Raw genomic sequence first — 24,275 nt, forward strand, 5'->3', positions numbered from 1 at the left:
TTAGGGGCTTGTTACATGTCTGCTTCCCTCGCATTCGTCTTTCCAGGACAGGGTTCGCAGTCCCTCGGCATGCTGGCCGAGTTGGGCGCGCAACATCCGGTGGTCCTCGAAACATTCAAAGAAGCTTCCGATGCTCTGGGTTACGACCTGTGGGCACTGACCCAGCAAGGGCCGGAAGAACAACTCAATCAAACCGATAAAACCCAGCCGGCCATTCTGACCGCCTCGATCGCCTTGTGGCGCCTGTGGCTGGCTGAAGGCGGCGCGCGTCCGGCTTACGTTGCCGGTCACAGCCTGGGCGAATACAGCGCCCTGGTGGCTGCAGGCAGTCTGAGCCTGGGCGACGCAGTGAAATTGGTAGAGCGTCGCGGTCAGTTGATGCAAGAGGCTGTTCCGGCCGGGCAAGGCGGCATGGCCGCAATCCTTGGCCTGGAAGACGCCGACGTATTGGCAGCCTGTGCCGAAGCGGCACAAGGCGAAGTGGTTAGCGCGGTGAACTTCAACTCCCCGGGCCAGGTAGTAATCGCTGGCGCCAAGGCTGCGGTCGAGCGCGCCATCGAAGGCTGCAAGGCACGTGGCGCCAAGCGCGCCATGCCATTGCCGGTCAGCGTGCCGTCTCATTGCGAATTGATGCGCCCAGCCGCCGAGCGGTTCGCCGAGTCGATCGCAGCGATCGACTGGCAGGCGCCGCAGATTCCTGTGGTACAGAACGTCAGCGCCAACGTGCCGGTCGATCTGGAAACCCTCAAGCGCGATCTGCTTGAACAGCTCTACAAGCCTGTACGCTGGGTCGAGTCGGTCCAGGCGCTGGCTGCCAAGGGCGCGACCGAACTGGTCGAATGCGGCCCAGGCAAAGTACTTGCCGGTTTGAACAAACGTTGCGCCGAAGGCGTGTCGACCTCTAACCTCAATACCCCAGACGCTTTCGCTGCCGCCCGTGCAGCGCTGGCCTGAACAAGGAGAAGCTTGCATGAGCCTGCAAGGTAAAGTTGCATTGGTCACCGGTGCCAGCCGTGGTATCGGCCAGGCTATCGCTCTGGAATTGGGTCGTCAGGGTGCCATTGTTATCGGCACCGCGACTTCCGCTTCGGGGGCTGAGCGTATCGCTGCGACCCTGAAAGAAAATGGTATTCAGGGCACTGGCCTGGAACTCAATGTCACCAGCGACGAGTCCGTTGCGGCCGTTCTGGCGAGCATTCAGGAGCAATTCGGTGCGCCGGCGATCCTGGTCAATAATGCCGGTATCACCCGCGATAACCTGATGATGCGCATGAAAGATGACGAATGGCATGACGTCGTCGATACCAATCTGAACAGTCTGTTCCGTCTGTCCAAGGGTGTTTTGCGCGGCATGACCAAAGCCCGTTGGGGACGAATTATCAGTATTGGTTCGGTTGTGGGTGCCATGGGCAACGCAGGCCAAGTAAACTATGCTGCCGCCAAGGCCGGTCTGGAAGGTTTCAGCCGTGCACTGGCGCGTGAAGTCGGTTCGCGTTCGATTACGGTAAACTCGGTGGCCCCTGGGTTCATCGACACCGATATGACCCGTGAACTGCCCGAGGCGCAGCGTGAAGCCTTGCAGACGCAGATTCCGCTGGGTCGTCTGGGGCAAGCTCAAGAGATCGCGTCTGTGGTCGCTTTTCTTGCATCCGACGGTGCGGCTTACGTTACTGGGGCTACAATCCCGGTGAACGGCGGGATGTACATGAGTTAAATGTGACGGATTGCTTCAAAAAAATGTCATACGAGCTGTCTAAAATCCGTTATAAAGCTGCAATCTATTTATCGACAGAGGGTCGCCGGGTTTGAGGAGTGAAGCTTTCAGTTGAAAAACTGAAAAGTCTTTCTATACACTTACCCACCGGCCAGCTGCCTGAATTTGTCCATTAGGAGTGAAAACAAGGTATGAGCACCATCGAAGAGCGCGTCAAGAAAATCGTTGCTGAGCAACTGGGCGTTAAAGAAGAAGAAGTGGTCAACACTGCTTCCTTCGTTGAAGACCTGGGTGCCGACTCCCTTGACACCGTTGAGCTGGTGATGGCTCTGGAAGAGGAATTCGAGACCGAAATCCCTGACGAAGAAGCTGAGAAGATCACTACTGTACAAGCCGCAATCGATTACGTTACTAACCATCAGGCTTAATAGCTTGTAATCGTTGCTCGCTGTCATGGAAAAACCGCACTGCCATCATGGCGTGCGGTTTTTTCCTTTAGGCCTGATGCAAAGTCGTCATTTGAAAAAAGGAGAGTGCTGTGTCGCGTAGACGCGTCGTAGTCACCGGTATGGGTATGTTGTCGCCACTGGGCACGGATGTGCCGAGCAGTTGGCAGGGCATTCTGGCTGGCCGCAGTGGCATTGGTCTGATCGAACACACCGACCTTTCTGCCTATTCCACCCGTTTTGGCGGTTCGGTAAAGGGCTTCAATGTCGAGGAATACCTGTCGGTCAAGGAAGCTCGCAAACTCGACCTGTTCATTCAATATGGTCTGGCTGCAGGTTTTCAAGCCGTGCGTAACGCAGGTCTTGAGGTTACCGACGCTAATCGCGAGCGGATTGGTGTGGCCATGGGCTCGGGTATTGGCGGTCTGACCAATATCGAAGAAACCAGCCGTACGCTGCATGATTCCGGCCCACGACGGATCTCTCCGTTTTTTGTGCCTGGTTCGATCATCAATATGATTTCCGGTTTCCTGTCCATCCACTTGGGCGCACAGGGACCTAACTACGCCATCGCCACGGCGTGTACCACCGGTACGCACTGCATTGGCATGGCGGCACGCAACATCATGTACGACGAAGCCGACGTAATGATCGCCGGTGGTGCCGAGATGGCCGCGTGTGGTCTGGGCATGGGCGGGTTCGGTGCCTCCCGCGCACTGTCGACCCGCAACGACGAGCCGACCCGTGCCAGTCGTCCATGGGACAGGGGCCGTGATGGCTTCGTGCTGTCCGACGGCGCCGGCGCACTGGTGCTCGAAGAGCTGGAACACGCCAAGGCCCGTGGCGCGACCATTTACGCCGAGCTGATCGGTTTCGGCACCAGTGGCGATGCTTACCACATGACCTCGCCACCGGCCGATGGCGCGGGTGCTGCGCGTTGCATCACCAATGCCTTGCGTGATGCGAAGATCAATGGCGATCAGGTTCAATACATCAACGCCCACGGTACTTCGACCTCGGCGGGCGACCTCGCCGAAGCCTGTGCGATCAAATCCGTGTTCGGCGATCACGCCTACAAGCTGGCGGTCAGTTCGACCAAATCCATGACCGGTCACCTGTTGGGTGCGGCGGGCGCGGTCGAGGCGATTTTCAGCGTACTGGCAATCAACAGTCAGGTAGCACCGCCGACCATCAATCTTGATGAGCCGGACGAAGGTTGCGACCTCGACTTCGTACCTCACACCGCGCGTGGCATGGATATCGACGTGGTGCTGTCCAACTCCTTCGGATTTGGCGGTACCAATGGCTCGCTGGTGTTCCGCCGGTTCGCTGACTGATGGACAGCTGGGTCGACGGTCAACCGGCTGACGCTTTGTCGCTGAAGGATCGCGGCCTGGCTTACGGTGATGGTCTGTTCGAGACCCTTTTGGTCAAGGGCGGGCAGCCGCTGCTGCTGGATCGACATTTGTCGCGACTGGCGCAGGGTTGTTCGCGCCTGGCGATTGTCGCTGATCATCAACTGATCCGCGCGGAGCTGCTGGCCTATGCTGCCGCGCTGGGCGAGGGCGTGCTCAAACTCATCCTCACCCGCGGCGACAGCCTGCGCGGTTATGCCGCCGATCCCTCGGCTCAGGCTCGACGTATTCTGCAAGGCAATCCTCCTGCGGCTTATCCGGCTGTTCATGCGGAGCAGGGCGTTCGGCTGTTTCCTTGTGCGACACGGCTTTCCAAACAACCACTGCTCGCCGGTCTCAAGCATCTGAATCGTCTGGAGCAGGTTATCGCCCGTTCCGAATGGCAGGACACCGAGCATGCCGAAGGCTTGATGCTGGATCAGGTCGGACGGGTGATCGAAGGCGTGTTCAGCAATCTGTTCCTGGTACGCGATGGCGTGCTGGTGACCGCCGATCTCAAGCGCTGTGGCGTGTCGGGCGTGATGCGTGCCGAATTATTGTTTCAAGCCGAGTCATTGGGGATTCCCACGCAAATCACCGATATCACCCTCGAGCAGCTGCAATGGGCTGACGAGGTCTTTGTCTGCAACAGCGTGTATGGCGTTTGGCCGGTGCGCGCCTATGCGGCACTGAGCTGGCCGGTTGGGCCGCTCACCCGTAAACTCCAAACCATTGCTCGTGCGCTACTGGATGCTTGATTCGTGAGACGTAAATTCTTGCTGCTGCTGGAAACCGGATTGGTTCTGGCGGGGCTGTTGGCGGGCGCTTGCGCCTGGAAAATCGATTCGGCGCTGGAACAGCCGCTGAACATCGCCCAGGAAGAGCTGCTGGAAGTGCCCAAAGGCACTACGCCAAACCGCACCTTCCTTCGACTCGAAGCCGATGGCGTCATCAAAGACGCTTTCTGGCTGCGTGTGTATTGGCGCTTTAATCTGGCAGGGCAGCCGCTGCACAGCGGCGAATACCGCATGGTGCCCGGTATGACAGTCAACGGGCTGATCGACCTGTGGAAGCGCGGAGAAATGGTGCAGTACAGCCTGACGCTGGTCGAAGGCTGGAATTTCCATCAGGTTCTCGCGGCCCTGGCCAAGGATGAAAAACTCGAGCAGACCCTCAACGGTCTGAGCGACAGCCAAGTGATGGACAAGCTCGGGCACAGCGGGATTTTCCCCGAAGGGCGATTCTTCCCCGACACGTATCGTTTCGTGCGCGGCATGACCGACGTCGATCTGCTCAAGAAAGCTTACGACCGCCTCGATGAGGTCCTCCTCAAGGAATGGAACCAGCGCGCTGCCGACGTCCCTTACACCGAGCCCTATCAGGCGCTGATCATGGCCTCGCTGGTGGAAAAGGAAACCGGTGTGCCGCAGGAGCGTCGGCAGATCGCCGGCGTGTTCGTGCGGCGTATGGAGATGGGCATGCTGTTGCAGACTGATCCAACCGTGATTTACGGTCTGGGTGATCGTTACAACGGCAAGTTGACCCGCGCTCATCTCAAGGAGCCGACGCCGTATAACACTTACATGATTGCTGGCCTGCCGCCGACGCCGATTGCGATGGTGGGCCGCGAAGCGATCCATGCGGCGTTGAATCCGGCGCACGGCAACAGCCTGTATTTTGTCGCGCGCGGTGATGGCAGCCACGTGTTCTCCGATGATCTGGACGCCCACAACAATGCGGTGCGCGAGTTCCAGATCAATCGACGCGCCGATTATCGTTCCAGCCCTGCGCCGACTGTTACGCCGCCGACGGAGGATGCTCAGGCGCCAATCCCGGCAGCTTCGCCCGACACGGCGATCGAAGAAATGCCGCCAGTAGCGCCGCAAGATTCCGGGCAAGACTCTGTACAAGAGCAAGAGCCTGCACAAGAACCTGCGCCAGCACCCGAAGCGGATGCGCCCGCGCCGCAAAGCCCGCAATGACTCTGACTAAGGACTGCCTGTGACTGGCTTGTTTATTACCCTGGAAGGCCCGGAAGGTGCCGGCAAGAGCACCAATCGCGAATACCTGGCCGAACGTCTGCGCGCCGCCGGGATCGAGGTGGTGTTGACCCGGGAGCCTGGCGGCACGCCCTTGGCCGAACGGATCCGTGACGTGCTGTTGGCGCCGGTCGATGAGGTCATGAACCCCGACACCGAGCTGCTGCTGGTGTTCGCCGCGCGAGCCCAGCATCTGGCCGAGGTGATCCGCCCGGCACTGGCCCGTGGCGCGGTAGTCCTGTGCGATCGCTTTACAGATTCGACCTATGCCTACCAGGGCGGTGGTCGTGGTTTGTCGCTGGAGCGCATCGCGGCCCTCGAAACGTTCGTCCAGGGCGATCTGCGCCCGGATTTGACGCTGATCTTCGATTTGCCAGTAGAAGTGGGCCTGGCCCGCGCCAGCGCCCGCGGTCGACTGGACCGCTTCGAGCTCGAAGGCCGAGCGTTTTTCGATGCAGTGCGCACAGCCTTCCTCGAGCGCGCCAAAGCGGATCCTGCGCGTTATGTCCTGGTGGATGCCGCTCAGCCGCTGGCACAGGTTCAGCAGTCTCTTGATGTTTTGTTGCCGCGTCTGCTGGAGCTGACCCGTGGCTGAAGCCTATCCGTGGCAGGACAGTCTCTGGCAGCAATTGGCCGGGCGTGCCCAACACGCTCACGCCTATTTGCTGCATGGCCCGGCCGGGATCGGCAAGCGTGCACTGGCCGAGCGTCTGATGGCCCATTTTTTGTGTCAGCGCCCGACCGCCCAAGACGCCTGCGGTGAGTGCAAATCCTGCTTGTTGCTGAAGGCTGGCAGTCACCCCGACAACTACATCCTGGAACCGGAAGAAGCAGACAAGGCGATTAAGGTCGATCAGGTGCGTGATCTGGTCAGCTTCGTGGTTCAGACCGCGCAGATGGGCGGGCGCAAAGTGGTGCTGATCGAACCGGTCGAATCGATGAACATCAATGCCGCCAACGCCTTGCTGAAAAGCCTTGAAGAACCATCCGGCGACACCGTTTTGCTGTTGGTCAGCCACCAGACCAGCCGTCTGTTGCCGACCATCAAGAGCCGCTGCGTTCAGCAGGCCTGTCCGTTGCCTAGTGAAGCGATGAGTCTGGCTTGGCTGGCCAGCGCTTTGCCGGACTGTTCGGAAGAAGAGCGCATTGAACTGCTGACCCTCGCCGCCGGTTCGCCATTGGCCGCGGTCAAATTGCAGGCGCAGGGCGTGCGCGAGCAGCGGGCGCTGGTGGTTGAAGGAGTAAAGAAACTGCTTAAGCAGCAGCAATCGCCAACGCAACTGGCCGAGGAGTGGAAAACCATTCCCATGTTGCTGCTGTTCGACTGGTTCTGCGACTGGTCGAGCCTGATCCTGCGTTATCAATTGACTCAGGATGAAGCAGGGCTGGGCCTGGCAGACATGCGCAAGGTGATTCAATACCTGGCGCAGAAGTCCGCACAAGACAAAGTCCTGAATATCCAGGACTGGATCCTCGCCCAGCGCCAGAAAGTGATGAGCAAAGCCAACCTCAATCCGGCATTGTTGCTGGAGGCGCTGTTGGTGCAATGGGTATCCTTGCCTACCCAGAAGTGACTAGACTCTGATCATCCGAAATGGAGGTCAGTATGAATGAACCTGTCAGTCCAGGGCCGCGCAACGGCATCTTGTCCCTGACCATCAAGGACAGGGCCGTGCTCTACGCGGCCTACATGCCATTCATCAAAAATGGTGGCCTGTTTATCCCGACCAACAAGAGCTACAAGTTGGGCGATGAGGTCTTCATGTTGCTGCACCTGATGGACGAACCGGAAAAGATTCCGGTCGCCGGCAAGGTTACCTGGATCACCCCCAAAGGTGCCCAGGGCAATCGCGCCGCCGGGGTTGGCGTGCAATTCAACGAAGGCGACAACACCGCGCGCAGTCGAATCGAAACCCATCTGGCCGGAGCCCTGAAGTCCGACCGTCCCACTCATACGATGTAAGTTGCAGTCCTTTTATGCTCGTAGATTCCCATTGTCACCTTGACCGCCTCGACCTCACCGCCCATGACGGCTCCCTGGATGCCGCGCTCGATGCGGCACGTGAACGCGGGGTAGGGCACTTTCTGTGCATTGGCGTCAGCGCCGATAACGCAGCAGACGTCAAAGCCCTGGCCGAACGCTACGACGATGTCGACTGTTCAGTCGGCGTGCATCCACTCGATGTGCAGCCGGGTGCCGCACCGGCGCTGGATTGGCTGTTGCGCGAACTCAATCATCCGCGGGTGGTGGCGATCGGTGAAACCGGTCTGGATTATCACTACGAGCCGGAAGCGGCAGCGTTGCAGCAGGAATCGTTCCGCCTGCACCTGCAAGCGGCGCAACAGACCGGCAAACCGGTGATCATCCATACCCGTGGCGCGCGGGCCGATACCCTTGAGCTGCTGCGCGAAGCTGCACTGCCTCAGGCGGGCGTGCTGCATTGCTTCACCGAAGACTGGGAGATGGCCAAGGTCGCGCTGGACATGGGGTATTACATTTCCTTGTCCGGTATTGTCACTTTTCGCAATGCCGATGCCCTGCGGGATGTGGCCAGCAAGGTGCCAGCTGACCGGTTGCTGGTGGAAACCGACTCGCCGTACCTGGCGCCGATCCCTTATCGCGGCAAACCGAACCTGCCGCAGTACGTGCGTGAGGTAGCGGAATTTCTGGCAATGTTGCGAGGTGAGTCCTACGAGCGATTTGCCGAGCAGACCACCGATAATTTCAAGCGTTTATTCCCGTTGGCGCACGTCAGGGCATCGGTGTAACGTTAGAAAAGATCGCAGCCTGTGGGGTTTTTGGCCACTGAATCGCAGGCAAAAAAACCCGGGTTCTGGGGGTGAATCCGGGTTAAGACCATTAGGAGTAAAACAAAGGCACGCAATCCTTTGGTACCTTCATCGGCGCGACACTTGGGGGAGATGCCTCGCCGACAGTTGAAGTATTGATCAGTATTGCGCCGAGTCCAGTTTAGCTGGTCGGGTTTTTAAACAAATTTGGAATACGCGCGCTTCGGTTGAGTTCTCATCAGCCGGCGATGGTGTGCGAATTCATCAAGAAACACATATATGGTCGGATGATCCGTGCATTTTGGCGTAAGTTAGGCATAATACGCGGCTTCGAATTTTGACCCCTACAGACCTTTTCTTATGCATAAAGAACCTCGTAAGGTCCGTGAGTTTCGTCGCCGCGAGCAAGAAATTCTCGATACCGCGCTCAAGCTGTTCCTCGACCAAGGTGAAGACAGTGTCACCGTCGAGATGATTGCTGATGCCGTCGGTATCGGCAAAGGCACGATCTACAAGCACTTCAAATCCAAGGCGGAGATCTATCTGCGCTTGATGCTCGATTACGAGCGCGATTTGAACGAGCTGTTGCATTCGGCCGATGTTGATAAGGACAAGGAAGCCCTGTCCCGGGCCTACTTCGAATTCCGCATGCGCGATCCGCAACGCTATCGGTTGTTCGATCGCCTGGAAGAAAAGGTGGTCAAGGGCAACCAGGTGCCGGAGATGGTCGAGGAACTGCACAAGATCCGCGCCTCGAACTTCGAACGCCTGACCCTGCTGATCAAGGGCCGGATCAGCGAAGGCAAGCTCGAAGACGTGCCGCCTTACTTCCATTACTGCGCGGCCTGGGCGCTGGTGCACGGCGCCGTGGCGCTGTATCACTCGCCGTTCTGGAGCAACGTGCTGGAAGATCAGGAAGGTTTCTTCCAGTTCCTGATGGATATCGGCGTGCGCATGGGTAACAAGCGCAAGCGCGATACCGACACGCCGAGTAGCTGAACCCGTCAGTTGCTCTTGTTGCGCCATGATTTAGCTACATGGCGCAGTACCGCAGGAATATACTCAGGCATAGGGCTTGCTAAAACTTGATTTGTGAGTCAAGTTTTGCGCGTTCGAATCTTCTTTCGCCGGAGTGATCCATGATCGTTGACCGTCAAGGCAGGCGTTTTCGCAATTTGCGGATCAGTCTGACCTCAGCCTGCAACTACGCATGTACCTACTGCGTGCCCAACGGTAAGCGCTTGGTGGCTGCACAGGATGAGTTGTCGGCCGAGGCCATGGCACGCGGCGTGGCCTATCTGATCGAGGCGGCGGGCATCGAGCGTTTGCGCATTACCGGTGGCGAGCCACTGGTCAGCCCCAAACTCGAAGCCTTCATGACCGCTGTCGGGCAGATGGGCCTGGCGGACATCAGCCTGACCACCAATGGTCAGTTGCTGGCGAAGAAGCTGCCGCTACTGGTGGACGCCGGCATTCGGCGCATCAACGTTTCCCTCGATACCCTGGATGCCAGCGCTTTTCGCAGCATTGCGCGCGGCGGCGATCTGGCGACCGTCCTCGACGGCATGGATCAGGCCGCCGCAGCCGGCATGAAGATCAAGGTCAATATGGTGCCGTTGCGTGGGCAGAACCTGGATCAGGTGATGCCGTTGCTCGACTACTGCCTGGAGCGCGGCTACGAGTTGCGCTTCATCGAGTTGATGCGCATGGGCCACCTGGCCAGCGACTCCAACGCCTTCCTGCAGCAGTTCGTCAGCCTTCAGCAGTTGCTGAGCCTGATCGGCGAACGCTACGAGTACCTTCAGGCCGATGCGCCGGTCGATGCCACGGCGGTGCGCTACCAGATTCCGGGGCTGGGCCACTTCGGCGTGATCGCCAACGAAAGCGTTCCGTTTTGCCGCACCTGTTCGCGTCTACGTTTGTCGTCCACGGGTTGGCTGCATGGCTGCCTGTCGTCGAGCAATCGCCACTATGTCGGCGACTTGCTGGACAAGCCTCGTCATCAGGCGCTGCCGGCGCTGCAGCGACTGTTGGTTAAGGCGTTGGGAGACAAGCAGGAAGTGGCGTTCTCTGGTGGCGCGACCATCATGAAGATTATTGGCGGCTGATCGGGCCTCATCGCGGGCAAGCCACGCTCCCACAGGTCATCTGTCAGCCGTAGCTTCCACATTCGACACATGACCTGTGGGAGCGTGGCTTGCCCGCGATAGCTATCCTCCATTCACCCCCAAAAACAACTGACACACCCCCTGCACGTTGAGCTGGCGCAAAAGCTGCATCCCATGGCCATTCGCCGGTTTTCCGTCACCGGCCTCTGGAGGGTAGGATGCGTAGCCTGGTTTTGCTGCTGGCCGTTTTGGCGCTTGGTGGCTGCATGAATGTCAGCGATATGGCCGAAGGGACTCGCTACCACATGAGCGACGCGGGCCTGCTGGACCACAGCGACAGCCGTCGTGTGAATAACTTCCGCATTCAGCCGGACTCGTTCATCTACATCGCCCAGGGTGCCTTCGCGCCGCCGGGCAGTGCCTACCCGCGTCCTAACGTGGTGGCCGAAGAGGCCTTCAACGGCTTTATCGAATATTTCCCGATGGTCCGCCGCGCTCGCGCGCCGGAAGGCCTCGACGCTGCCATGGGCGAAGCCCGTGCCGCCGGCGCCCATTACCTGCTCTACACGCGTTTCGCCAAGGCCGACGACCGCATCGGCAACTCGGACGAATGGCTCGATCAGGAACACGTGGATCGCCTCGGTATCGACAACGGCGTGATTCAGATCATGTTGATCGAGACCAGCACCCAGTATTTGATTGATACTGCACGTATCAAGAGTCGTGGCGGTTTACTGACGTTCCACGACAACAAGCCAGAAGACTTGCTGGGCCCGCCGCTGGAGCAATATGCTCGTAGCCTGCTGGGGCTCAGCGACCAGTAATTCAAAGGAGAACGCCATGAGTGGCCCGCAAAAAGCCAACGACCTGTTGGGGCAAATCCCCAAAACCAAAGGCTTGCCGCCGGTCCACTTGTGGAACCCCGACTTCTGCGGTGATATCGACATGCGCATCGCCCGCGACGGCACCTGGTATTACCTGGGCACGCCGATCGGGCGCAAGCCGATGGTCAAGCTGTTCTCCACCATCATTCGCCGCGACGGCGATGATTACTTCCTGATTACCCCAGTCGAAAAGGTTGGCATCAAGGTCGACGACGCGCCATTCGTGGCGATTGCCGTGGAGGTCGAAGGCGAGGGTGACGCTCAGGTCTTGCGCTTTACCACCAACGTCGATGAAACGGCCGATGCCGGCGCCGAGCACCCTATGCGTGTGGTGATCGACCCGGTCACTCAAGAGCCCGCGCCGTACGTGCATGTACGCACCAACCTTGAAGCGCTGATTCACCGCAATGTGTTCTACCAACTGGTGGAACTGGCGGTGAGTCGTGAAATCGACGGGCAACGTTGGCTGGGCGTGTGGAGCGGTGGCGAATTCTTCCCTATCGGGCTTGAGCCGTAAGGGGCTGAGCGCTGGAAACGAAACGGCCCGTTATTGCAACGGGCCGTTTTTTTTGGGGGGCTTACAAACCCTTGCTCTTGAGTCGCGCGGCATGTTCAAGGTAGAGCATGACCGGGCTCACGTTCCAACTGTTGATCCCTGCCATCTGATTGACTGCGTCGAAATGGTCCATGGGGTAATCCGAGCGGATCACTTTGCCCAGATGCGAGCTGTATTGACCGACCAGTCCATCGTTGGCGTGCTTCTCTTTATAAAATAATTTCGACAGCACTTTACAGTTCAGATGGGTCGGGTCGAGGAGTTGCAGGCTTTGGAAGTTCTGCACTATCCCGCTCCAGGAGTAGTAATACACGCCGTTTTCAACTTCGTTGCCTTCCCCGCCCCAAACCTTTGGCATCCCTTGCGGGTACTTGCGATTGAAGGCAGCCAATCCTGCGCTGGTCAGCGATTCAAACGCCGCTTGAGGGTCCACGGGATTTTCCGGGTGGCCACTGATCAACGAAATGAAGGTGCCGACTGCGCTTAACAAGGCTAATACGAAGGCTTCGGGCAACTCTCCGGGCGTCAGTGCCTTATGCAGTTGGTCGGCAATCTCGGAGCCATGATTGGGGCAACTGACCGAGGTGACCGACGCGACTTTTTCCGGGTGCAGGGCTGCTACGTAGCGTGCGGCCAGAGGGCCTTGGCTATGGCCGATCAGATTGACCTTGGCGGCTCCGGTTTCCAGCAAAATGCGGTTGACGTGTTCGAGCAGTTTTTCACCGCGTTCCTCATTACCGTTGACGGTTGGAATATTCACGGCAAACACCTGAGCACCGGCGCGTTCCAGCGCTTCTTCGATTTCGAAGAAGTAGGGATAACCGGCGATTTTATCGAAGCCGAAAAGACCGTGAACCAACACAATGGGGTATTTCGTAGACGCATCCATGTCCATGTTCATACCTATCAATAGCGGATTTGAAGGGGTGCAGATCGCTGACTGCCCGATCTGCTGCGGCTAACCGTAGTTTACAAAGTGGATGGGATCAAAGCGCTTCGGGCAGCATTCGGACGAACAGCCATTGGTGGGCTACCTGAAAATCCAATTGACACCCAATCATATGATGATTAGCGTGGACACCCATCGCGAACGACTTTGTGTCGTTTGTTTTTATCACCGCTCGACGAGGTGCCCATGTCCAGCAGTTTTCATGCGTCGACGGTCGACTGGCTGGGGTGCTGGATCGCTGCCGGCCAGGTCAAACCCGGCGAAACCATCAAGGTCGAAGCCGATCTGGGCGAGCAGCTCGGTGTCAGCCGTACGGTCATCCGCGAAGCCATCAAAACCCTGGTCGCCAAAGGCATGCTTGAAGTCGGGCCGAAAGTCGGCACACGCGTATTGCCGGTGCGGCGCTGGAATCTCTTCGATCCGCAAGTCGTCGGCTGGCTGTCGCGCAGCGGCTTACCGGAAAACTTCGTCGATGACTTGCTCGACCTGCGCCGCACCATCGAACCCATGGCGGTGCGCTGGGCTTGCGAGCGGGCGACAGTGGAACAAGTGCAAGCGGTGCTTCAGGCCTATAACGCGCTGGAACGGGCCGTGGACAGCGGCATCGATTACAACCGCGCCGACCAGTTCTTCCACGAGTGCATTCTCGCCGCCAGCCACAATCAATTCATCGAACAAATGGTCCCGGCCCTCGGCGCGTTGCTGGCAGTGTCTTTCGAAGTGTCTGCCGCCGACCCGGACGAACTGCGCCGAACCTTGCCCATCCACAAAGACATGGCCGACGCCATCGCCGCCCGCGATGCCGCGCGGGGTGTGTGGGCCTGCATGACCCTGATCGATAACGCGGACCTGGCGATCAAACGCTTCTACCCCCAGGTCATGGCCGACAAGAAGGCTAGCTGACCAGACGAACCCTGTGGGAGCGAGCCTGCTCGCGATAGCAACGGTACATCCAGCATTTATGTGCCAGACAGACCGCTATCGCGAGCAGGCTCGCTCCCACATAAAACAAGAACAATGCAGGAGGTTTCATGACGTGGACTGCGGTTACCGGACACCGTGCGCAACTCGGCGAAGGCCCGTTCTGGGATGCACCGACCCAGGCGCTGTATTGGGTAGATATTGCCGGTAAACAAGCGCTCAGGCTGATCGGCGCCAATGTGCAAATCTGGCAAATGCCGGAGCACGTGTCCGCGTTCATTCCCTGCGAAAGTGGCGATGCCCTGGTGACATTGAGCAGTGGGGTTTATCGGCTGGATCTGGATTCTCCAGGCCTGGAACCTCGGCTGACCTTGTTCTGCGTCGCCGATCCGCAACCCGGCAATCGCCCCAACGAAGCCCGCTGCGATGCCCAGGGCCGGCTCTGGTTGGGCACCATGCAAAACAACATCGGTGAGCAGGGCGAAGATTTGCCTGTCGTGCGCCGCTCGGGGGGCCTATTTCGCATCGACCGCGATGCTCGGGTCACGCCGCTGCTTCGGGGATTAGGCATCCCCAACACGTTGCTGTGGAGCGACGACGGCACAACCCTGTATTTCGCCGACAGCCTCGACAGCACGCTTTACCGGCATTTCATCCATACCGACGGCAACCTGGACACCGCCTATGTATGGCTTGGCCCCCATGAACGTGGCGGCCCCGACGGCTCGGCGATGGATGCCGAGGGCTATATATGGAATGCCCGTTGGGACGGCAGTTGTCTGCTCAGATTGAACCCCGACGGTTATGTGGATCGAGTGATCGAACTGCCGGTCAGCCGTCCCACCAGTTGCGTGTTCGGTGGCGAAGACTTCAAAACCCTGTACATCACCAGCGCCACAAGCCCGCTCAATCACCCGCTGGACGGCGCGTTGTTATCGATTCGAGTGGATGTGCCCGGAAAAGCTTGTCAGCGGTTTGCTGGATAGATCCCAAAATATGGGACGTAAAATTATATATTGAGATTATTTGGTGGTCGGGTTTATAGTCGGCCCCATCAGTTACACGCACTCACACTTAAAAAAACAAAACAGGTGAAGTGATGCAGCGATATTCCACCGCACTCCCTTGCGGAGTCAGTGCTTCAGGCCGCCTCGGCGCCCGGGCGTTTTCGCGCCTGCCTGCCTATTCCCAACAGCTTTTTGACCGGACATCGACAGATGCCCGGTTATCGTCGTGCCTTCGAACAGGAGTGTTGATCCATGGCTGAACCTCTTTCCTTGCCACCGGTGCCCGAACCTCCCAAGGGGGAGCGCCTGAAAAACAAGGTCGTACTGCTGACCGGCGCCGCTCAAGGTATCGGCGAAGCGATTGTTGCAACCTTCGCCTCTCAGCAGGCCAAGCTGATCATCAGCGATATCCAGGTCGAAAAAGTCGAGAAAGTCGCGGCGCATTGGCGTGAACAAGGCGCAGATGTGGTGGCGATCAAGGCCGATGTGTCGCGCCAGCACGACCTGCACGCCATGGCCAGATTGGCCATCGAACTTCACGGCCGAATCGACGTGCTGGTCAACTGCGCCGGGGTCAACGTGTTCCGCGATCCGCTGCAAATGACCGAGGAAGACTGGCATCGCTGCTTCGCCATCGACCTGGACGGCGCCTGGTATGGCTGCAAAGCCGTGTTGCCGCAAATGATCGAGCAGGGCATTGGCAGCATCATCAACATCGCCTCGACCCATTCCACTCACATCATTCCCGGCTGCTTCCCGTACCCGGTGGCCAAACATGGCTTGCTCGGGCTGACCCGCGCCTTGGGCATCGAGTACGCACCCAAAGGCATTCGCGTCAACGCCATCGCGCCGGGCTACATCGAAACCCAGCTGAACGTCGATTACTGGAACGGTTTTGCCGACCCCCATGCCGAACGTCAGCGGGCCTTCGACCTGCATCCACCGCGGCGTATCGGCCAGCCGATTGAAGTGGCGATGACCGCTGTGTTCCTGGCCAGCGATGAAGCGCCGTTCATTAACGCTTCATGCATCACCATCGATGGTGGGCGCTCGGTCATGTACCACGACTGAATAACCCGGGTTTCAAGCGCGAAACTACGTCTGAAATCCAATCATCATACGATATGACTATTGGCTCATGCTTCGACCGCTGTATTGGCTTTCAAATAACGCTCAAAAAAAATAACAAGGAGTCAGCTTATGAAACGTCGTCGTGGGATCCGTTCCCTGTGCTGTACCGCTTTGGCGGTTACCGCGGTCAGCCTGAGCAGTACGTTGCTGGCGGCCGAGGAAGTGAAGATCGGTTTTCTGGTCAAGCAAGCGGAAGAGCCCTGGTTCCAGACCGAATGGGCCTTCGCTGAAAAGGCCGGTAAGGACAAGGGCTTCACCGTCATAAAAATCGCCGTGCCTGATGGCGAGAAAACCCTCTCGGCCATCGACAGCCTGGCGGCCAACGGCGCCAAGGGCTTCGTGATCTGCCCGCCGGACGTTTCCCTCGGTCCGGCCATCATGGCCAAGGCCAAGCTCAACGGTTTGAAAGTGATCGCCGTCGATGACCGTTTCGTCGATGCCGGTGGAAAGTTCATGGAGCACGTGCCGTACCTTGGCATGGCAGCCTTCGAAGTCGGCCAGAAGCAGGGCGCCGCCATGGCCGCCGAAGCGAAAAAACGCGGCTGGGACTGGAAAGACACCTACGCGGTGATCAACACCTACAACGAACTCGACACTGGCAAAAAACGCACTGACGGTTCCGCCAAAGCGCTGGAAGACGCCGGTATGCCGAAAGATCACATCCTCTTCTCGGCGCTGAAAACCCTCGACGTACCGGGCAGCATGGACGCCACCAACTCGGCCTTGGTGAAGCTTCCGGGTGCGGCGAAAAACCTGATCATTGGCGGCATGAACGACAACACCGTGCTGGGCGGCGTGCGCGCCACCGAAAGCGCCGGTTTTGCCGCGGCCAACGTGATCGGCATCGGCATCAACGGCACCGATGCTATCGGCGAACTGAAGAAGCCCAACAGCGGCTTCTTCGGCTCGATGCTGCCGAGCCCGCACATCGAGGGCTACAACACCGCGAGCATGATGTACGAGTGGGTCACCACCGGCAAAGAACCGCCGAAATACACCGCGATGGACGACGTTACGCTGATCACGCGCGACAACTTCAAGCAGGAACTGGAAAAAATCGGCCTGTGGAACTGAGGCACGGTTGATTTCATCGGCAGCCCTGGCGACGGGGCTGCCTGACCGGTGTGATGAGGTGGGTTTATGCACGCACAAATACAGACAGATCAACAGAGCGTTGGCGGCAGCCTGCGCTTCAACGGGATCGGCAAAACCTTTCCCGGGGTGAAGGCGCTGGACGGCATCAGCTTCGTCGCCCATCCGGGGCAGGTTCACGCCTTGATGGGCGAGAACGGTGCCGGTAAATCCACGTTGTTGAAAATCCTCGGCGGTGCTTACACGCCAAGCAGCGGCGATCTGCAGATCGGCGAGCAGACGAGGGTCTTCAAGTCCACCGCCGACAGCATTGGCAGCGGGGTCGCGGTGATCCATCAGGAGCTGCACCTGGTGCCGGAAATGACCGTGGCCGAGAACCTGTTTCTCGGGCATCTGCCGGCGAGTTTCGGCCTGATCAATCGCGGCGTTTTGCGGCAACAGGCATTGGCCTGCCTTAAAGGCCTGGCCGATGAAATCGATCCGCAAGAGAAGGTCGGGCGCTTGTCCCTCGGCCAGCGGCAACTGGTGGAAATCGCCAAGGCGTTGTCCCGTGGCGCGCATGTGATTGCGTTCGACGAACCCACTAGCAGCCTGTCGGCAAGGGAAATCGATCGCTTGATGGCGATCATCGGGCGCCTGCGCGACGAAGGCAAAGTGGTGCTTTACGTCTCCCATCGCATGGAAGAAGTGTTCCGCATCTGCAACGCGGTGACGGTGTTCAAGGACGGTCGCTTCGTGCGCACCTTCGAGGACATGAGCGCGCTGAGCCATGACCAGTTGGTGACGTGCATGGTCGGTCGCGATATTCAGGACATCTACGATTACCGCAGCCGTCCGCGCGGCGCAGTGGCGCTCAAGGTCGACGGATTACTGGGGCCGGGCTTGCGCGAGCCGGTGAGTTTCGAGGCGCACAAGGGTGAAATCCTCGGCCTGTTCGGGCTGGTGGGGGCCGGGCGCACCGAGCTGTTCCGGATGCTCAGCGGGTTGACGCGCAACACCGCCGGGCGCCTGGAACTGCGCGGTCGTGAACTGAAATTGCATTCGCCCCGCGATGCCATCGCAGCGGGGATTCTGTTGTGTCCCGAGGACCGCAAGAAGGAGGGCATCCTGCCGCTCGCCAGCGTCGCCGAGAACATCAACATCAGCGCTCGTGGTGCCCATTCCACCTTCGGCTGCCTGTTGCGCAGCTTGTGGGAAAAGGACAATGCCGACAAGCAGATCAAGGCGCTGAAGGTGAAGACGCCCAACGCTGCGCAGAAAATCATGTACCTGTCTGGCGGCAATCAGCAGAAGGCGATCCTCGGTCGCTGGCTGTCGATGCCAATGAAAGTCCTGCTGCTCGACGAGCCCACCCGGGGCATCGACATCGGTGCAAAAGCCGAGATCTACCAGATCATCCATAACCTGGCGGCCAGCGGCATCTCGGTGATTGTGGTGTCCAGCGACCTGATGGAAGTCATGGGCATTTCCGACCGCATCCTGGTGCTCTGCGAAGGCGCGATGCGCGGCGAACTGACCCGTGAACAAGCCAATGAATCCAACCTGCTGCAACTGGCGTTGCCACGCCAACGCGCTGCCGACGTGGTGAACTGAGAGGTGACTATGACCATCCAAAACAATGCTCTGCCAACCCCGCGCAAACCGCTGGACTTGCGGCGCTTTCTCGATGACTGGGTGATGCTGCTGGCGGCCGTCGGGATCTTCGTGCTCTGTACCTTGCTGATCGACAACTTCCTGTCGCCGCTGAACATGCGTGGCCTGGGCTTGGCGATTTCCACTACCGGGATTGCCGCGTGCACCATGTTGTATTGCCTGGCGTCCGGGCACTTCGATTTGTCGGTGGGCTCGGTGATTGCCTGCGCCGGCGTGGTTGCGGCAGTGGTAATGCGCGACACCGATAGCGTGTTTCTCGGTGTGAGTGCGGCGCTGGTGATGGGGCTGATCGTCGGGCTGATCAATGGGATCGTGATCGCCAAGCTGCGGGTCAATGCGTTGATCACCACGCTGGCGACGATGCAGATCGTGCGTGGCCTGGCTTACATTTTTGCCAACGGCAAAGCGGTGGGCGTTTCGCAGGAGCAGTTCTTCGTCTTCGGTAATGGTCAGTTGTTCGGTGTGCCGGTGCCGATTCTGATCACCATCGTCTGTTTCCTGTTTTTCGGCTGGTTGCTGAATTACACCACCTACGGGCGCAACACCATGGCCATCGGCGGCAACCAGGAAGCGGCGTTGCTCGCTGGGGTGAATGTTGACCGGACCAAGATCATTATCTTTGCCGTGCACGGTGTGATCGGCGCATTGGCGGGGGTAATTCTGGCGTCGCGCATGACGTCCGGTCAGCCGATGATTGGCCAGGGTTTCGAGTTGACGGTGATCTCGGCTTGCGTGCTCGGCGGGGTATCGCTGAGTGGCGGGATCGGGATGATTCGGCATGTGATTGCCGGGGTGCTGATTCTGGCGATCATCGAGAATGCGATGAATTTGAAGAATATCGATACGTTTTATCAGTATGTGATTCGCGGTTCGATCTTGCTGCTGGCCGTCGTGATCGACCGACTGAAACAACGCTGATTTTCCCTGGTGGGAGTGGGTTGTAACCGATCGTTCCCACGTTCTGCGTGGGAATGCAGCCCGGGACGCTCCGCGTCCCAACAGCGGACGCAGAGCGTCCATTGAGGCATTCCTTTGCTGCGCATGGGAACGATCATTTGGAGGATCCTTCGCCGACTTTCACAAAATATCCCTTGCTCGCCCCAACCCGTTTCAGCTATGACGGTACACCCGAGGTGTACATGATTAGACCGGTACGAATTGACAAGAAACAACAGGTGGTCGACGAGCTCGTCCGGCGCATCGAAAACGGCCTCATGGAGGACGGCGTTCTATTGCCGGGCGAACATCAGTTGGCTCAAGAATTCAAGGTCAGCCGAGGCACGCTGCGTGAAGCCCTGGCCGAACTGAAACGGCGCCACTACATCGCTACGCAAAGCGGGGTGGGGTCCATCGTCACGTTCGACGGTGTGGTACTCGATCAGCGCAGCGGCTGGGCCCAGGCGCTGGCCGACAATGGAGCGCTGATCAATACCGAAGTGCTGCGGCTGGAGGCGGTGACCCGTCCTGACCTGCTGCCACGTTTCGGCACCGATCAGTTCATCACTCTCGACCGTCGCCGCCGCGGCACCGATGGCACGCTGGTGTCCCTTGAACGTTCATTGATGCCCGCCACCGGAGGCCTGGAAGGTCTGCCGCGAGTCGGTCTGATCGATGACTCCCTGACCATCACGCTGGCCGCCTATGGCTACGTTGGCGACCACGGCGATCAGTGGATCGGCGCCGAACCCTTGAATGCCGAAGACGCCGAATTGCTCGGGCGCCCGGAGGGCACAGTGTTCCTCAAGGCCCTGCGCACCACTTACGACCGACAGAACCGCTTCATGGAGCAGGTCGAAAGCCTGCTCGATCCGGTGCATTTTCGTCTGCACCTGCAAATTGGAACTGCAAAATGACCGCGCTCAACCGTGCCCTCGGCGCGTTTTATGGACTGGCCCTGGGCGATGCGTTGGGCATGCCGACACAATCCCTGAGCCGCGCCGAGATCAAGGCGCGCTTCGGCGAGATCACCGATCTGCAAGACGCTGGCCCGGATCAGCCGATCGCCGCAAACATGCCCAAAGGCTCGATCACTGACGATACGGAGCAGGCGATCCTGGTCGGTCAGTTGTTGATTGAAGGCGAGGGCTGGATCGAACCGGAGGTGCTGGCCCAGCGCTTGATTGAATGGGAAGCCGGGATGCAAGCCAAGGGTTCGCAGGATTTGCTCGGCCCCTCGACCAAACGCGCGATCGAGATGATCCTCGCCGGCCACTCGCTGGAAGAGGCAGGGCGCTACGGCACCACCAATGGCGCGGCCATGCGCATCATGCCGGTGGGGATTGCGGCCGATGTTGCCAACCCCGAACGTTTCATCCGGGCCGTGGTGCAAGCCTGTCAGGTGACCCACAACACCACGCTGGGTATTGCCAGTGCGGCGGCGGTGGCGGCGGTGGTTTCTGCCGGGATCAATGGCATGGAGCTGGGCGAGGCATTGAACCTCGGCCAGCAGATTGCTCAGCAAGCCGAACGTCATGGTCACTGGGTCGCTGGCGGACGTATCGCCGCGCGCATCAGTTGGGCGTGGAGCATCAGCGACGACATCGACAAGGCGTTGCTGGCGGACTTTTTGTATGACGTGATCGGCACTTCGGTAGCCTCGCAGGAATCGGTGGTGGTGTCGTTTGCGCTGGCTCGGCAAGTGGCCATTGGTGAGATGAGTGCCTTCGAAGCGTTGTGCATGGCTGCCAGCCTGGGCGGAGATACCGACACCATCGCAGCGATTCTCGGCGCAATGCTTGGGGCTTGTCTGGGGCTTGAGAGTTGGCCGGTGGCGATGATCGGGAAGGTTAAAGCGGTAAATGATCTACAGTTGGAGCCGTTGGTGCAGGGGCTGTTGGCTTTGCGTTGACTGTACTGACGTCTTCGCGAGCAAGCCCGCTCCCACAAGGATGGCGCAATTCTCAAGGTTCACATCGAACCTGTGGGAGCGGGCTTGCTCGCGAAGGGCGCAACGCGCATTTGAGATTTTTCACCGCAATGGAGCGCACTGATATGGCCAGGACCGCCGGAAAGTTATGTCGACTTCCGAATTGCCCGCAACCAAAAACACAACAACGGCAACAGGAGCAGTTTTCATGAGTTCATCGAACACCGGGCAAAGTGCCGGGCAATTGGAAACCCGTGGTATCGAACCGGTGCCGGAAGGGGAGTGCAACGGTCACCCACTGCAACTGTTCTGGGTCTGGTTCGCAGCGAACATTTCCATTCTCGGCTTGCCGTTGGGCGCCACGCTGGTAGCCTTCCGCGGCCTGGCGATCTGGCAGGCGATCATCGTCGCCATCCTCGGTGCCGCCGGTTCGTTCGCGGTGGTCGGGATCATCTCCATTGCCGGTCGTCGTGGCCGCGCACCAAGCCTGACGCTGTCGCGAGCAATCTTCGGCGTACGCGGCAATATCGGCCCGACGCTGGTTTCGCTGATGTCGCGACTGGGTTGGGAAACCGTCAACACCACCACCGCCGCGTTCGTCTTGCTGTCGTTGTGCTCGATTCTGTTCGGCTCGCCGGTGGAAGCCAAAAGCGCGCCGCTGCTGACCCTCGCGTTCATCGCGATTTTCGTGCTGCTGACGTTGTCGGTGTCCGGTCTCGGTCACGCCACGTTGCTGGTGATCCAGAGATGGGCGACCTACGTGTTCGGTGCGTTGAACATCCTGGTCGGTGGTTTCCTCTGCGCGACCATCGACTGGAGCGCTGTATTCAACGCCACGCCAGCGCCCCTGAGCGCAATGATCATCGGCATCGGCACCATGGCCGCCGGCACCGGGATTGGTTGGGCCAACGCCGGTGCCGACATGTCGCGCTACCAGCACCGCAGCGTCAAAGCCGTGCGTCTGGTGGCGTCGGCGGCGTTCGGTGCGGGGATTCCGCTGGTGCTGCTGATTACCCTCGGTGGTCTGCTGTCAGTGGGCAACAATGATCTGGCCTCGGCCACTGACCCGATTGTCGCGATCCGCGACATGCTGCCGACCTGGATGGCCGTGCCGTACCTGATCACCGCATTCGGCGGGCTGCTGCTGTCGAACAACCTGTCGGTGTACTCCGCCGGTTTGACTACCTTGACCCTCGGCCTGAAGGTCAAACGCGTGTATGCGGTGGTGCTCGATATCATTGCGATCTTCGCCGGGTCGATCTACTTCATGCTGATCGCCGAAAGTTTTTACGGTCCGTTCATCACCTTCATTTCCTTGCTGGCCGTGCCGATCACGGCGTGGGTCGGGATCTTCGTGGTCGACCTGATTCACCGGCATTACTACAGCCCCAAAGACCTGCTGGACGTCAGCCCGAGCAGCGCCTACTGGTATCGCGGCGGCGTCGAGTGGCGCGCCTTCGGTGCATGGGCGCTGGCGATTGTGCTGGGTTTCAGTTTCACCACCATCGGTACTACTGAACAAGATGTCTGGTTCCGGGGCTTTTTGTCCGACTCCTGGCTGGGCCACAACGGCTTGGGCTGGATCGTGACGTTCCTGGTGGCCGGTGGCATTTACCGGGTACTCGGCGGTGCCGAGGACCGTCGCGCTGCGTTGATCGAGCTGGCTCATGCCTAAAATGCTACACACCGGCCAGGTCATGATCGACCTGGTCATGGCCGTGGATAAATTGCCTCAATCGGGCGGTGACGTGCTGGCGCAATCCGCCCGTTTCGAGGCTGGCGGTGGCTTCAATGTGATGGCTGCGGCCCGGCGAAACGGCTTGCCGGTGGTTTACCTCGGTGGCCATGGCAAGGGCCGTTTCGGCGACATGGCCCGAGAGGCGATGACGGCTGAAGGCATTCGGATCGGCATCGATCAGAGCACCGAGCGCGACACCGGGCTGTGCGTAGCGCTGACCGAAGCCTCGGCCGAGCGCACGTTCATTTCCTGCATCGGTGCCGAAGGCGAATTGGCCGCCGAAGACCTGGCGAGTGTGCCAGCCGAGGCGGGCGATTTTGTCTATGTCAGCGGCTATAGCCTGCTGCATGGCGGCAAGGCTCAGGCGCTGGTGGATTGGGTGCTGGATTTGCCGGACGGGATCAAGGTGGTGTTCGATCCGGGTCCGTTGGTGGATTCGCCAGACGCATCGCTGATGAAGGCCTTGTTGCCGCGCATCGATCTGTGGACCAGCAACCGTGTCGAGGCGCAGCGGTTTACCGGGGCGACGGACATCGGCGAGGCGTTGAAGCGGTTAGCGGATCATCTGCCGACAGAGGTGTTGACGGTGGTACGCGATGGGCCGCAAGGGTGCTGGATTAGCCAGCGTGGCGAGCACCAGCATGTGCCGGGATTCAAGGTAGTGGCGGTGGACAGCAACGGCGCAGGGGATGCTCACGCGGGAGTTTTTGTCGCCGGGTTGGCGCACGGATTATCGGCAGTCGAAGCGGCACGACGGGCGAATGCGGCTGCGGCGTTGGCGGTCACTCGCTGGGGGCCGGCGACTTCGCCGGGGGCGGCTGAGGTGGATGCGTTGATCCTCGAGACTTTCGGCGTCTGATCCACCGCTTTCGCGAGCAAGCCCGCTCCCACATTTGATCTGTGTCGTTCACACATTCAAACGATCAACATAGATCCAATGTGGGAGCGGGCTTGCTCGCGAAGAGGCCCTCAAACTCACCATCAATT

The 24,275-nt window shown here is 59.4% G+C and carries 25 protein-coding genes; 24 read left to right on the top strand and 1 reads right to left on the bottom strand.

All coding sequences use genetic code 11. The annotated features are described in order from the left end of the window. Window positions 1-15 precede the first annotated feature (15 nt). The 14 genes from fabD (at window position 16) to AB4O41_RS24655 (ending at window position 11,892) form a co-directional block, all read left to right on the top strand. A complete protein-coding gene (gene fabD, locus AB4O41_RS24590; protein WP_460145024.1) occupies window positions 16-954 on the top strand; it encodes an ACP S-malonyltransferase in 939 nt (312 codons plus the stop codon). A gap of 16 nt (window positions 955-970) precedes the next feature. Then, the gene (gene fabG, locus AB4O41_RS24595) at window positions 971-1,714 is read left to right on the top strand and encodes a 3-oxoacyl-ACP reductase FabG (protein WP_008014356.1); all 744 of its coding nucleotides are present in this window, start codon (window positions 971-973) and stop codon (window positions 1,712-1,714) included. Between the two features lie 191 nt (window positions 1,715-1,905). Further along, a complete protein-coding gene (acpP, locus tag AB4O41_RS24600; protein WP_003442511.1) occupies window positions 1,906-2,142 on the top strand; it encodes an acyl carrier protein in 237 nt (78 codons plus the stop codon). Between the two features lie 110 nt (window positions 2,143-2,252). Then, window positions 2,253-3,497 carry a beta-ketoacyl-ACP synthase II gene (gene fabF / locus AB4O41_RS24605; RefSeq protein WP_460145025.1) on the top strand — a complete coding sequence of 415 codons (1,245 nt, stop codon included), beginning with the start codon at window positions 2,253-2,255 and terminating at the stop codon, window positions 3,495-3,497. Continuing rightward, window positions 3,497-4,312, top strand: a complete 816-nt coding sequence (pabC, locus tag AB4O41_RS24610; protein ID WP_460145026.1) for an aminodeoxychorismate lyase — start codon at window positions 3,497-3,499, stop codon at window positions 4,310-4,312. Before fabF ends, pabC begins: the two co-directional genes overlap by 1 nt. Window positions 4,313-4,315: 3 nt before the next feature. Next, window positions 4,316-5,536, top strand: coding sequence for an endolytic transglycosylase MltG (gene mltG, locus AB4O41_RS24615; RefSeq protein WP_460145027.1), 1,221 nt, complete (start codon window positions 4,316-4,318; stop codon window positions 5,534-5,536). 19 nt (window positions 5,537-5,555) lie between these two features. Then, window positions 5,556-6,188, top strand: a complete 633-nt coding sequence (gene tmk / locus AB4O41_RS24620; RefSeq protein WP_460145028.1) for a dTMP kinase — start codon at window positions 5,556-5,558, stop codon at window positions 6,186-6,188. After that, window positions 6,181-7,167: a DNA polymerase III subunit delta' gene (locus AB4O41_RS24625; RefSeq protein WP_447793527.1), complete on the top strand. Its 987-nt coding sequence runs from the start codon at window positions 6,181-6,183 to the stop codon at window positions 7,165-7,167. The genes tmk and AB4O41_RS24625 overlap by 8 nt, the downstream gene beginning before the upstream one ends. A 32-nt stretch (window positions 7,168-7,199) precedes the next feature. Beyond that, window positions 7,200-7,556 carry a PilZ domain-containing protein gene (locus tag AB4O41_RS24630; RefSeq protein WP_305502880.1) on the top strand — a complete coding sequence of 119 codons (357 nt, stop codon included), beginning with the start codon at window positions 7,200-7,202 and terminating at the stop codon, window positions 7,554-7,556. 14 nt (window positions 7,557-7,570) lie between these two features. Beyond that, on the top strand, window positions 7,571-8,362 hold the full coding sequence (locus tag AB4O41_RS24635; RefSeq protein WP_460145029.1) for a TatD family hydrolase: 792 nt from the start codon (window positions 7,571-7,573) through the stop codon (window positions 8,360-8,362). Window positions 8,363-8,743: 381 nt separating this feature from the next. Beyond that, window positions 8,744-9,382: a TetR/AcrR family transcriptional regulator gene (locus AB4O41_RS24640; RefSeq protein WP_186611511.1), complete on the top strand. Its 639-nt coding sequence runs from the start codon at window positions 8,744-8,746 to the stop codon at window positions 9,380-9,382. A gap of 140 nt (window positions 9,383-9,522) precedes the next feature. After that, window positions 9,523-10,491 carry a GTP 3',8-cyclase MoaA gene (locus AB4O41_RS24645; RefSeq protein ID WP_123357798.1) on the top strand — a complete coding sequence of 323 codons (969 nt, stop codon included), beginning with the start codon at window positions 9,523-9,525 and terminating at the stop codon, window positions 10,489-10,491. A gap of 218 nt (window positions 10,492-10,709) precedes the next feature. Beyond that, window positions 10,710-11,315: a DUF4823 domain-containing protein gene (locus tag AB4O41_RS24650; protein WP_305425736.1), complete on the top strand. Its 606-nt coding sequence runs from the start codon at window positions 10,710-10,712 to the stop codon at window positions 11,313-11,315. Window positions 11,316-11,331: 16 nt separating this feature from the next. Continuing rightward, the gene (locus AB4O41_RS24655) at window positions 11,332-11,892 is read left to right on the top strand and encodes a DUF1285 domain-containing protein (RefSeq protein ID WP_123494575.1); all 561 of its coding nucleotides are present in this window, start codon (window positions 11,332-11,334) and stop codon (window positions 11,890-11,892) included. A 61-nt stretch (window positions 11,893-11,953) separates the two neighbouring features. Here AB4O41_RS24655 and AB4O41_RS24660 read toward each other — a convergent pair whose 3' ends face one another. Continuing rightward, entirely contained in the window at window positions 11,954-12,826 is an 873-nt protein-coding gene (locus tag AB4O41_RS24660; protein WP_460148415.1) for an esterase/lipase family protein, read from the bottom strand. A gap of 240 nt (window positions 12,827-13,066) precedes the next feature. Here AB4O41_RS24660 and AB4O41_RS24665 point away from each other — a divergent pair, with 240 nt between their 5' ends. The 10 genes from AB4O41_RS24665 (at window position 13,067) to AB4O41_RS24710 (ending at window position 24,147) form a co-directional block, all read left to right on the top strand. Beyond that, window positions 13,067-13,783 carry a FadR/GntR family transcriptional regulator gene (locus AB4O41_RS24665; protein ID WP_050683259.1) on the top strand — a complete coding sequence of 239 codons (717 nt, stop codon included), beginning with the start codon at window positions 13,067-13,069 and terminating at the stop codon, window positions 13,781-13,783. 128 nt (window positions 13,784-13,911) lie between these two features. After that, entirely contained in the window at window positions 13,912-14,787 is an 876-nt protein-coding gene (locus tag AB4O41_RS24670; protein ID WP_460145030.1) for an SMP-30/gluconolactonase/LRE family protein, read from the top strand. Window positions 14,788-15,060: 273 nt separating this feature from the next. After that, the gene (locus tag AB4O41_RS24675) at window positions 15,061-15,879 is read left to right on the top strand and encodes an SDR family oxidoreductase (protein ID WP_460145031.1); all 819 of its coding nucleotides are present in this window, start codon (window positions 15,061-15,063) and stop codon (window positions 15,877-15,879) included. Between the two features lie 129 nt (window positions 15,880-16,008). Further along, complete coding sequence (locus AB4O41_RS24680) at window positions 16,009-17,013, top strand: substrate-binding domain-containing protein (RefSeq protein ID WP_460145032.1); 1,005 nt, start codon at window positions 16,009-16,011, stop codon at window positions 17,011-17,013. Window positions 17,014-17,079: 66 nt separating this feature from the next. Further along, window positions 17,080-18,624, top strand: a complete 1,545-nt coding sequence (gene araG, locus AB4O41_RS24685) for an L-arabinose ABC transporter ATP-binding protein AraG (protein ID WP_460145033.1) — start codon at window positions 17,080-17,082, stop codon at window positions 18,622-18,624. A 9-nt stretch (window positions 18,625-18,633) separates the two neighbouring features. Then, window positions 18,634-19,602 (top strand): L-arabinose ABC transporter permease AraH, encoded by a 969-nt coding sequence (gene araH, locus AB4O41_RS24690; RefSeq protein ID WP_123357792.1) that lies wholly within the window; start codon window positions 18,634-18,636, stop codon window positions 19,600-19,602. Between the two features lie 221 nt (window positions 19,603-19,823). Then, complete coding sequence (locus AB4O41_RS24695) at window positions 19,824-20,537, top strand: GntR family transcriptional regulator (RefSeq protein ID WP_460145034.1); 714 nt, start codon at window positions 19,824-19,826, stop codon at window positions 20,535-20,537. Next, window positions 20,534-21,532: an ADP-ribosylglycohydrolase family protein gene (locus tag AB4O41_RS24700; RefSeq protein WP_460145035.1), complete on the top strand. Its 999-nt coding sequence runs from the start codon at window positions 20,534-20,536 to the stop codon at window positions 21,530-21,532. The genes AB4O41_RS24695 and AB4O41_RS24700 overlap by 4 nt, the downstream gene beginning before the upstream one ends. Window positions 21,533-21,758: 226 nt before the next feature. Beyond that, window positions 21,759-23,225: a purine-cytosine permease family protein gene (locus AB4O41_RS24705; RefSeq protein ID WP_460145036.1), complete on the top strand. Its 1,467-nt coding sequence runs from the start codon at window positions 21,759-21,761 to the stop codon at window positions 23,223-23,225. Beyond that, complete coding sequence (locus tag AB4O41_RS24710; protein WP_460145037.1) at window positions 23,218-24,147, top strand: PfkB family carbohydrate kinase; 930 nt, start codon at window positions 23,218-23,220, stop codon at window positions 24,145-24,147. Before AB4O41_RS24705 ends, AB4O41_RS24710 begins: the two co-directional genes overlap by 8 nt. The last annotated feature ends 128 nt before the right edge of the window (window positions 24,148-24,275 follow it).

The organism is Pseudomonas sp. S2_A02 (genome assembly GCF_054668495.1).

What these genes read in the sequence shown, in the direction of transcription:
- fabD (WP_460145024.1), top strand. Translation starts at nt 16, where the DNA reads ATGTCTGCTTCCCTCGCATTCGTCTTTCCAGGACAGGGTTCGCAGTCC.
- fabG (WP_008014356.1), top strand. Translation starts at nt 971, where the DNA reads ATGAGCCTGCAAGGTAAAGTTGCATTGGTCACCGGTGCCAGCCGTGGT.
- acpP (WP_003442511.1), top strand. Translation starts at nt 1,906, where the DNA reads ATGAGCACCATCGAAGAGCGCGTCAAGAAAATCGTTGCTGAGCAACTG.
- pabC (WP_460145026.1), top strand. Translation starts at nt 3,497, where the DNA reads ATGGACAGCTGGGTCGACGGTCAACCGGCTGACGCTTTGTCGCTGAAG.
- AB4O41_RS24630 (WP_305502880.1), top strand. Translation starts at nt 7,200, where the DNA reads ATGAATGAACCTGTCAGTCCAGGGCCGCGCAACGGCATCTTGTCCCTG.
- AB4O41_RS24635 (WP_460145029.1), top strand. Translation starts at nt 7,571, where the DNA reads ATGCTCGTAGATTCCCATTGTCACCTTGACCGCCTCGACCTCACCGCC.
- AB4O41_RS24640 (WP_186611511.1), top strand. Translation starts at nt 8,744, where the DNA reads ATGCATAAAGAACCTCGTAAGGTCCGTGAGTTTCGTCGCCGCGAGCAA.
- AB4O41_RS24645 (WP_123357798.1), top strand. Translation starts at nt 9,523, where the DNA reads ATGATCGTTGACCGTCAAGGCAGGCGTTTTCGCAATTTGCGGATCAGT.
- AB4O41_RS24650 (WP_305425736.1), top strand. Translation starts at nt 10,710, where the DNA reads ATGCGTAGCCTGGTTTTGCTGCTGGCCGTTTTGGCGCTTGGTGGCTGC.
- AB4O41_RS24655 (WP_123494575.1), top strand. Translation starts at nt 11,332, where the DNA reads ATGAGTGGCCCGCAAAAAGCCAACGACCTGTTGGGGCAAATCCCCAAA.
- AB4O41_RS24660 (WP_460148415.1), bottom strand. Translation starts at nt 12,826, where the DNA reads ATGGACATGGATGCGTCTACGAAATACCCCATTGTGTTGGTTCACGGT.
- AB4O41_RS24665 (WP_050683259.1), top strand. Translation starts at nt 13,067, where the DNA reads ATGTCCAGCAGTTTTCATGCGTCGACGGTCGACTGGCTGGGGTGCTGG.
- AB4O41_RS24670 (WP_460145030.1), top strand. Translation starts at nt 13,912, where the DNA reads ATGACGTGGACTGCGGTTACCGGACACCGTGCGCAACTCGGCGAAGGC.
- AB4O41_RS24675 (WP_460145031.1), top strand. Translation starts at nt 15,061, where the DNA reads ATGGCTGAACCTCTTTCCTTGCCACCGGTGCCCGAACCTCCCAAGGGG.
- AB4O41_RS24680 (WP_460145032.1), top strand. Translation starts at nt 16,009, where the DNA reads ATGAAACGTCGTCGTGGGATCCGTTCCCTGTGCTGTACCGCTTTGGCG.
- araG (WP_460145033.1), top strand. Translation starts at nt 17,080, where the DNA reads ATGCACGCACAAATACAGACAGATCAACAGAGCGTTGGCGGCAGCCTG.
- araH (WP_123357792.1), top strand. Translation starts at nt 18,634, where the DNA reads ATGACCATCCAAAACAATGCTCTGCCAACCCCGCGCAAACCGCTGGAC.
- AB4O41_RS24695 (WP_460145034.1), top strand. Translation starts at nt 19,824, where the DNA reads ATGATTAGACCGGTACGAATTGACAAGAAACAACAGGTGGTCGACGAG.
- AB4O41_RS24700 (WP_460145035.1), top strand. Translation starts at nt 20,534, where the DNA reads ATGACCGCGCTCAACCGTGCCCTCGGCGCGTTTTATGGACTGGCCCTG.
- AB4O41_RS24705 (WP_460145036.1), top strand. Translation starts at nt 21,759, where the DNA reads ATGAGTTCATCGAACACCGGGCAAAGTGCCGGGCAATTGGAAACCCGT.
- AB4O41_RS24710 (WP_460145037.1), top strand. Translation starts at nt 23,218, where the DNA reads ATGCCTAAAATGCTACACACCGGCCAGGTCATGATCGACCTGGTCATG.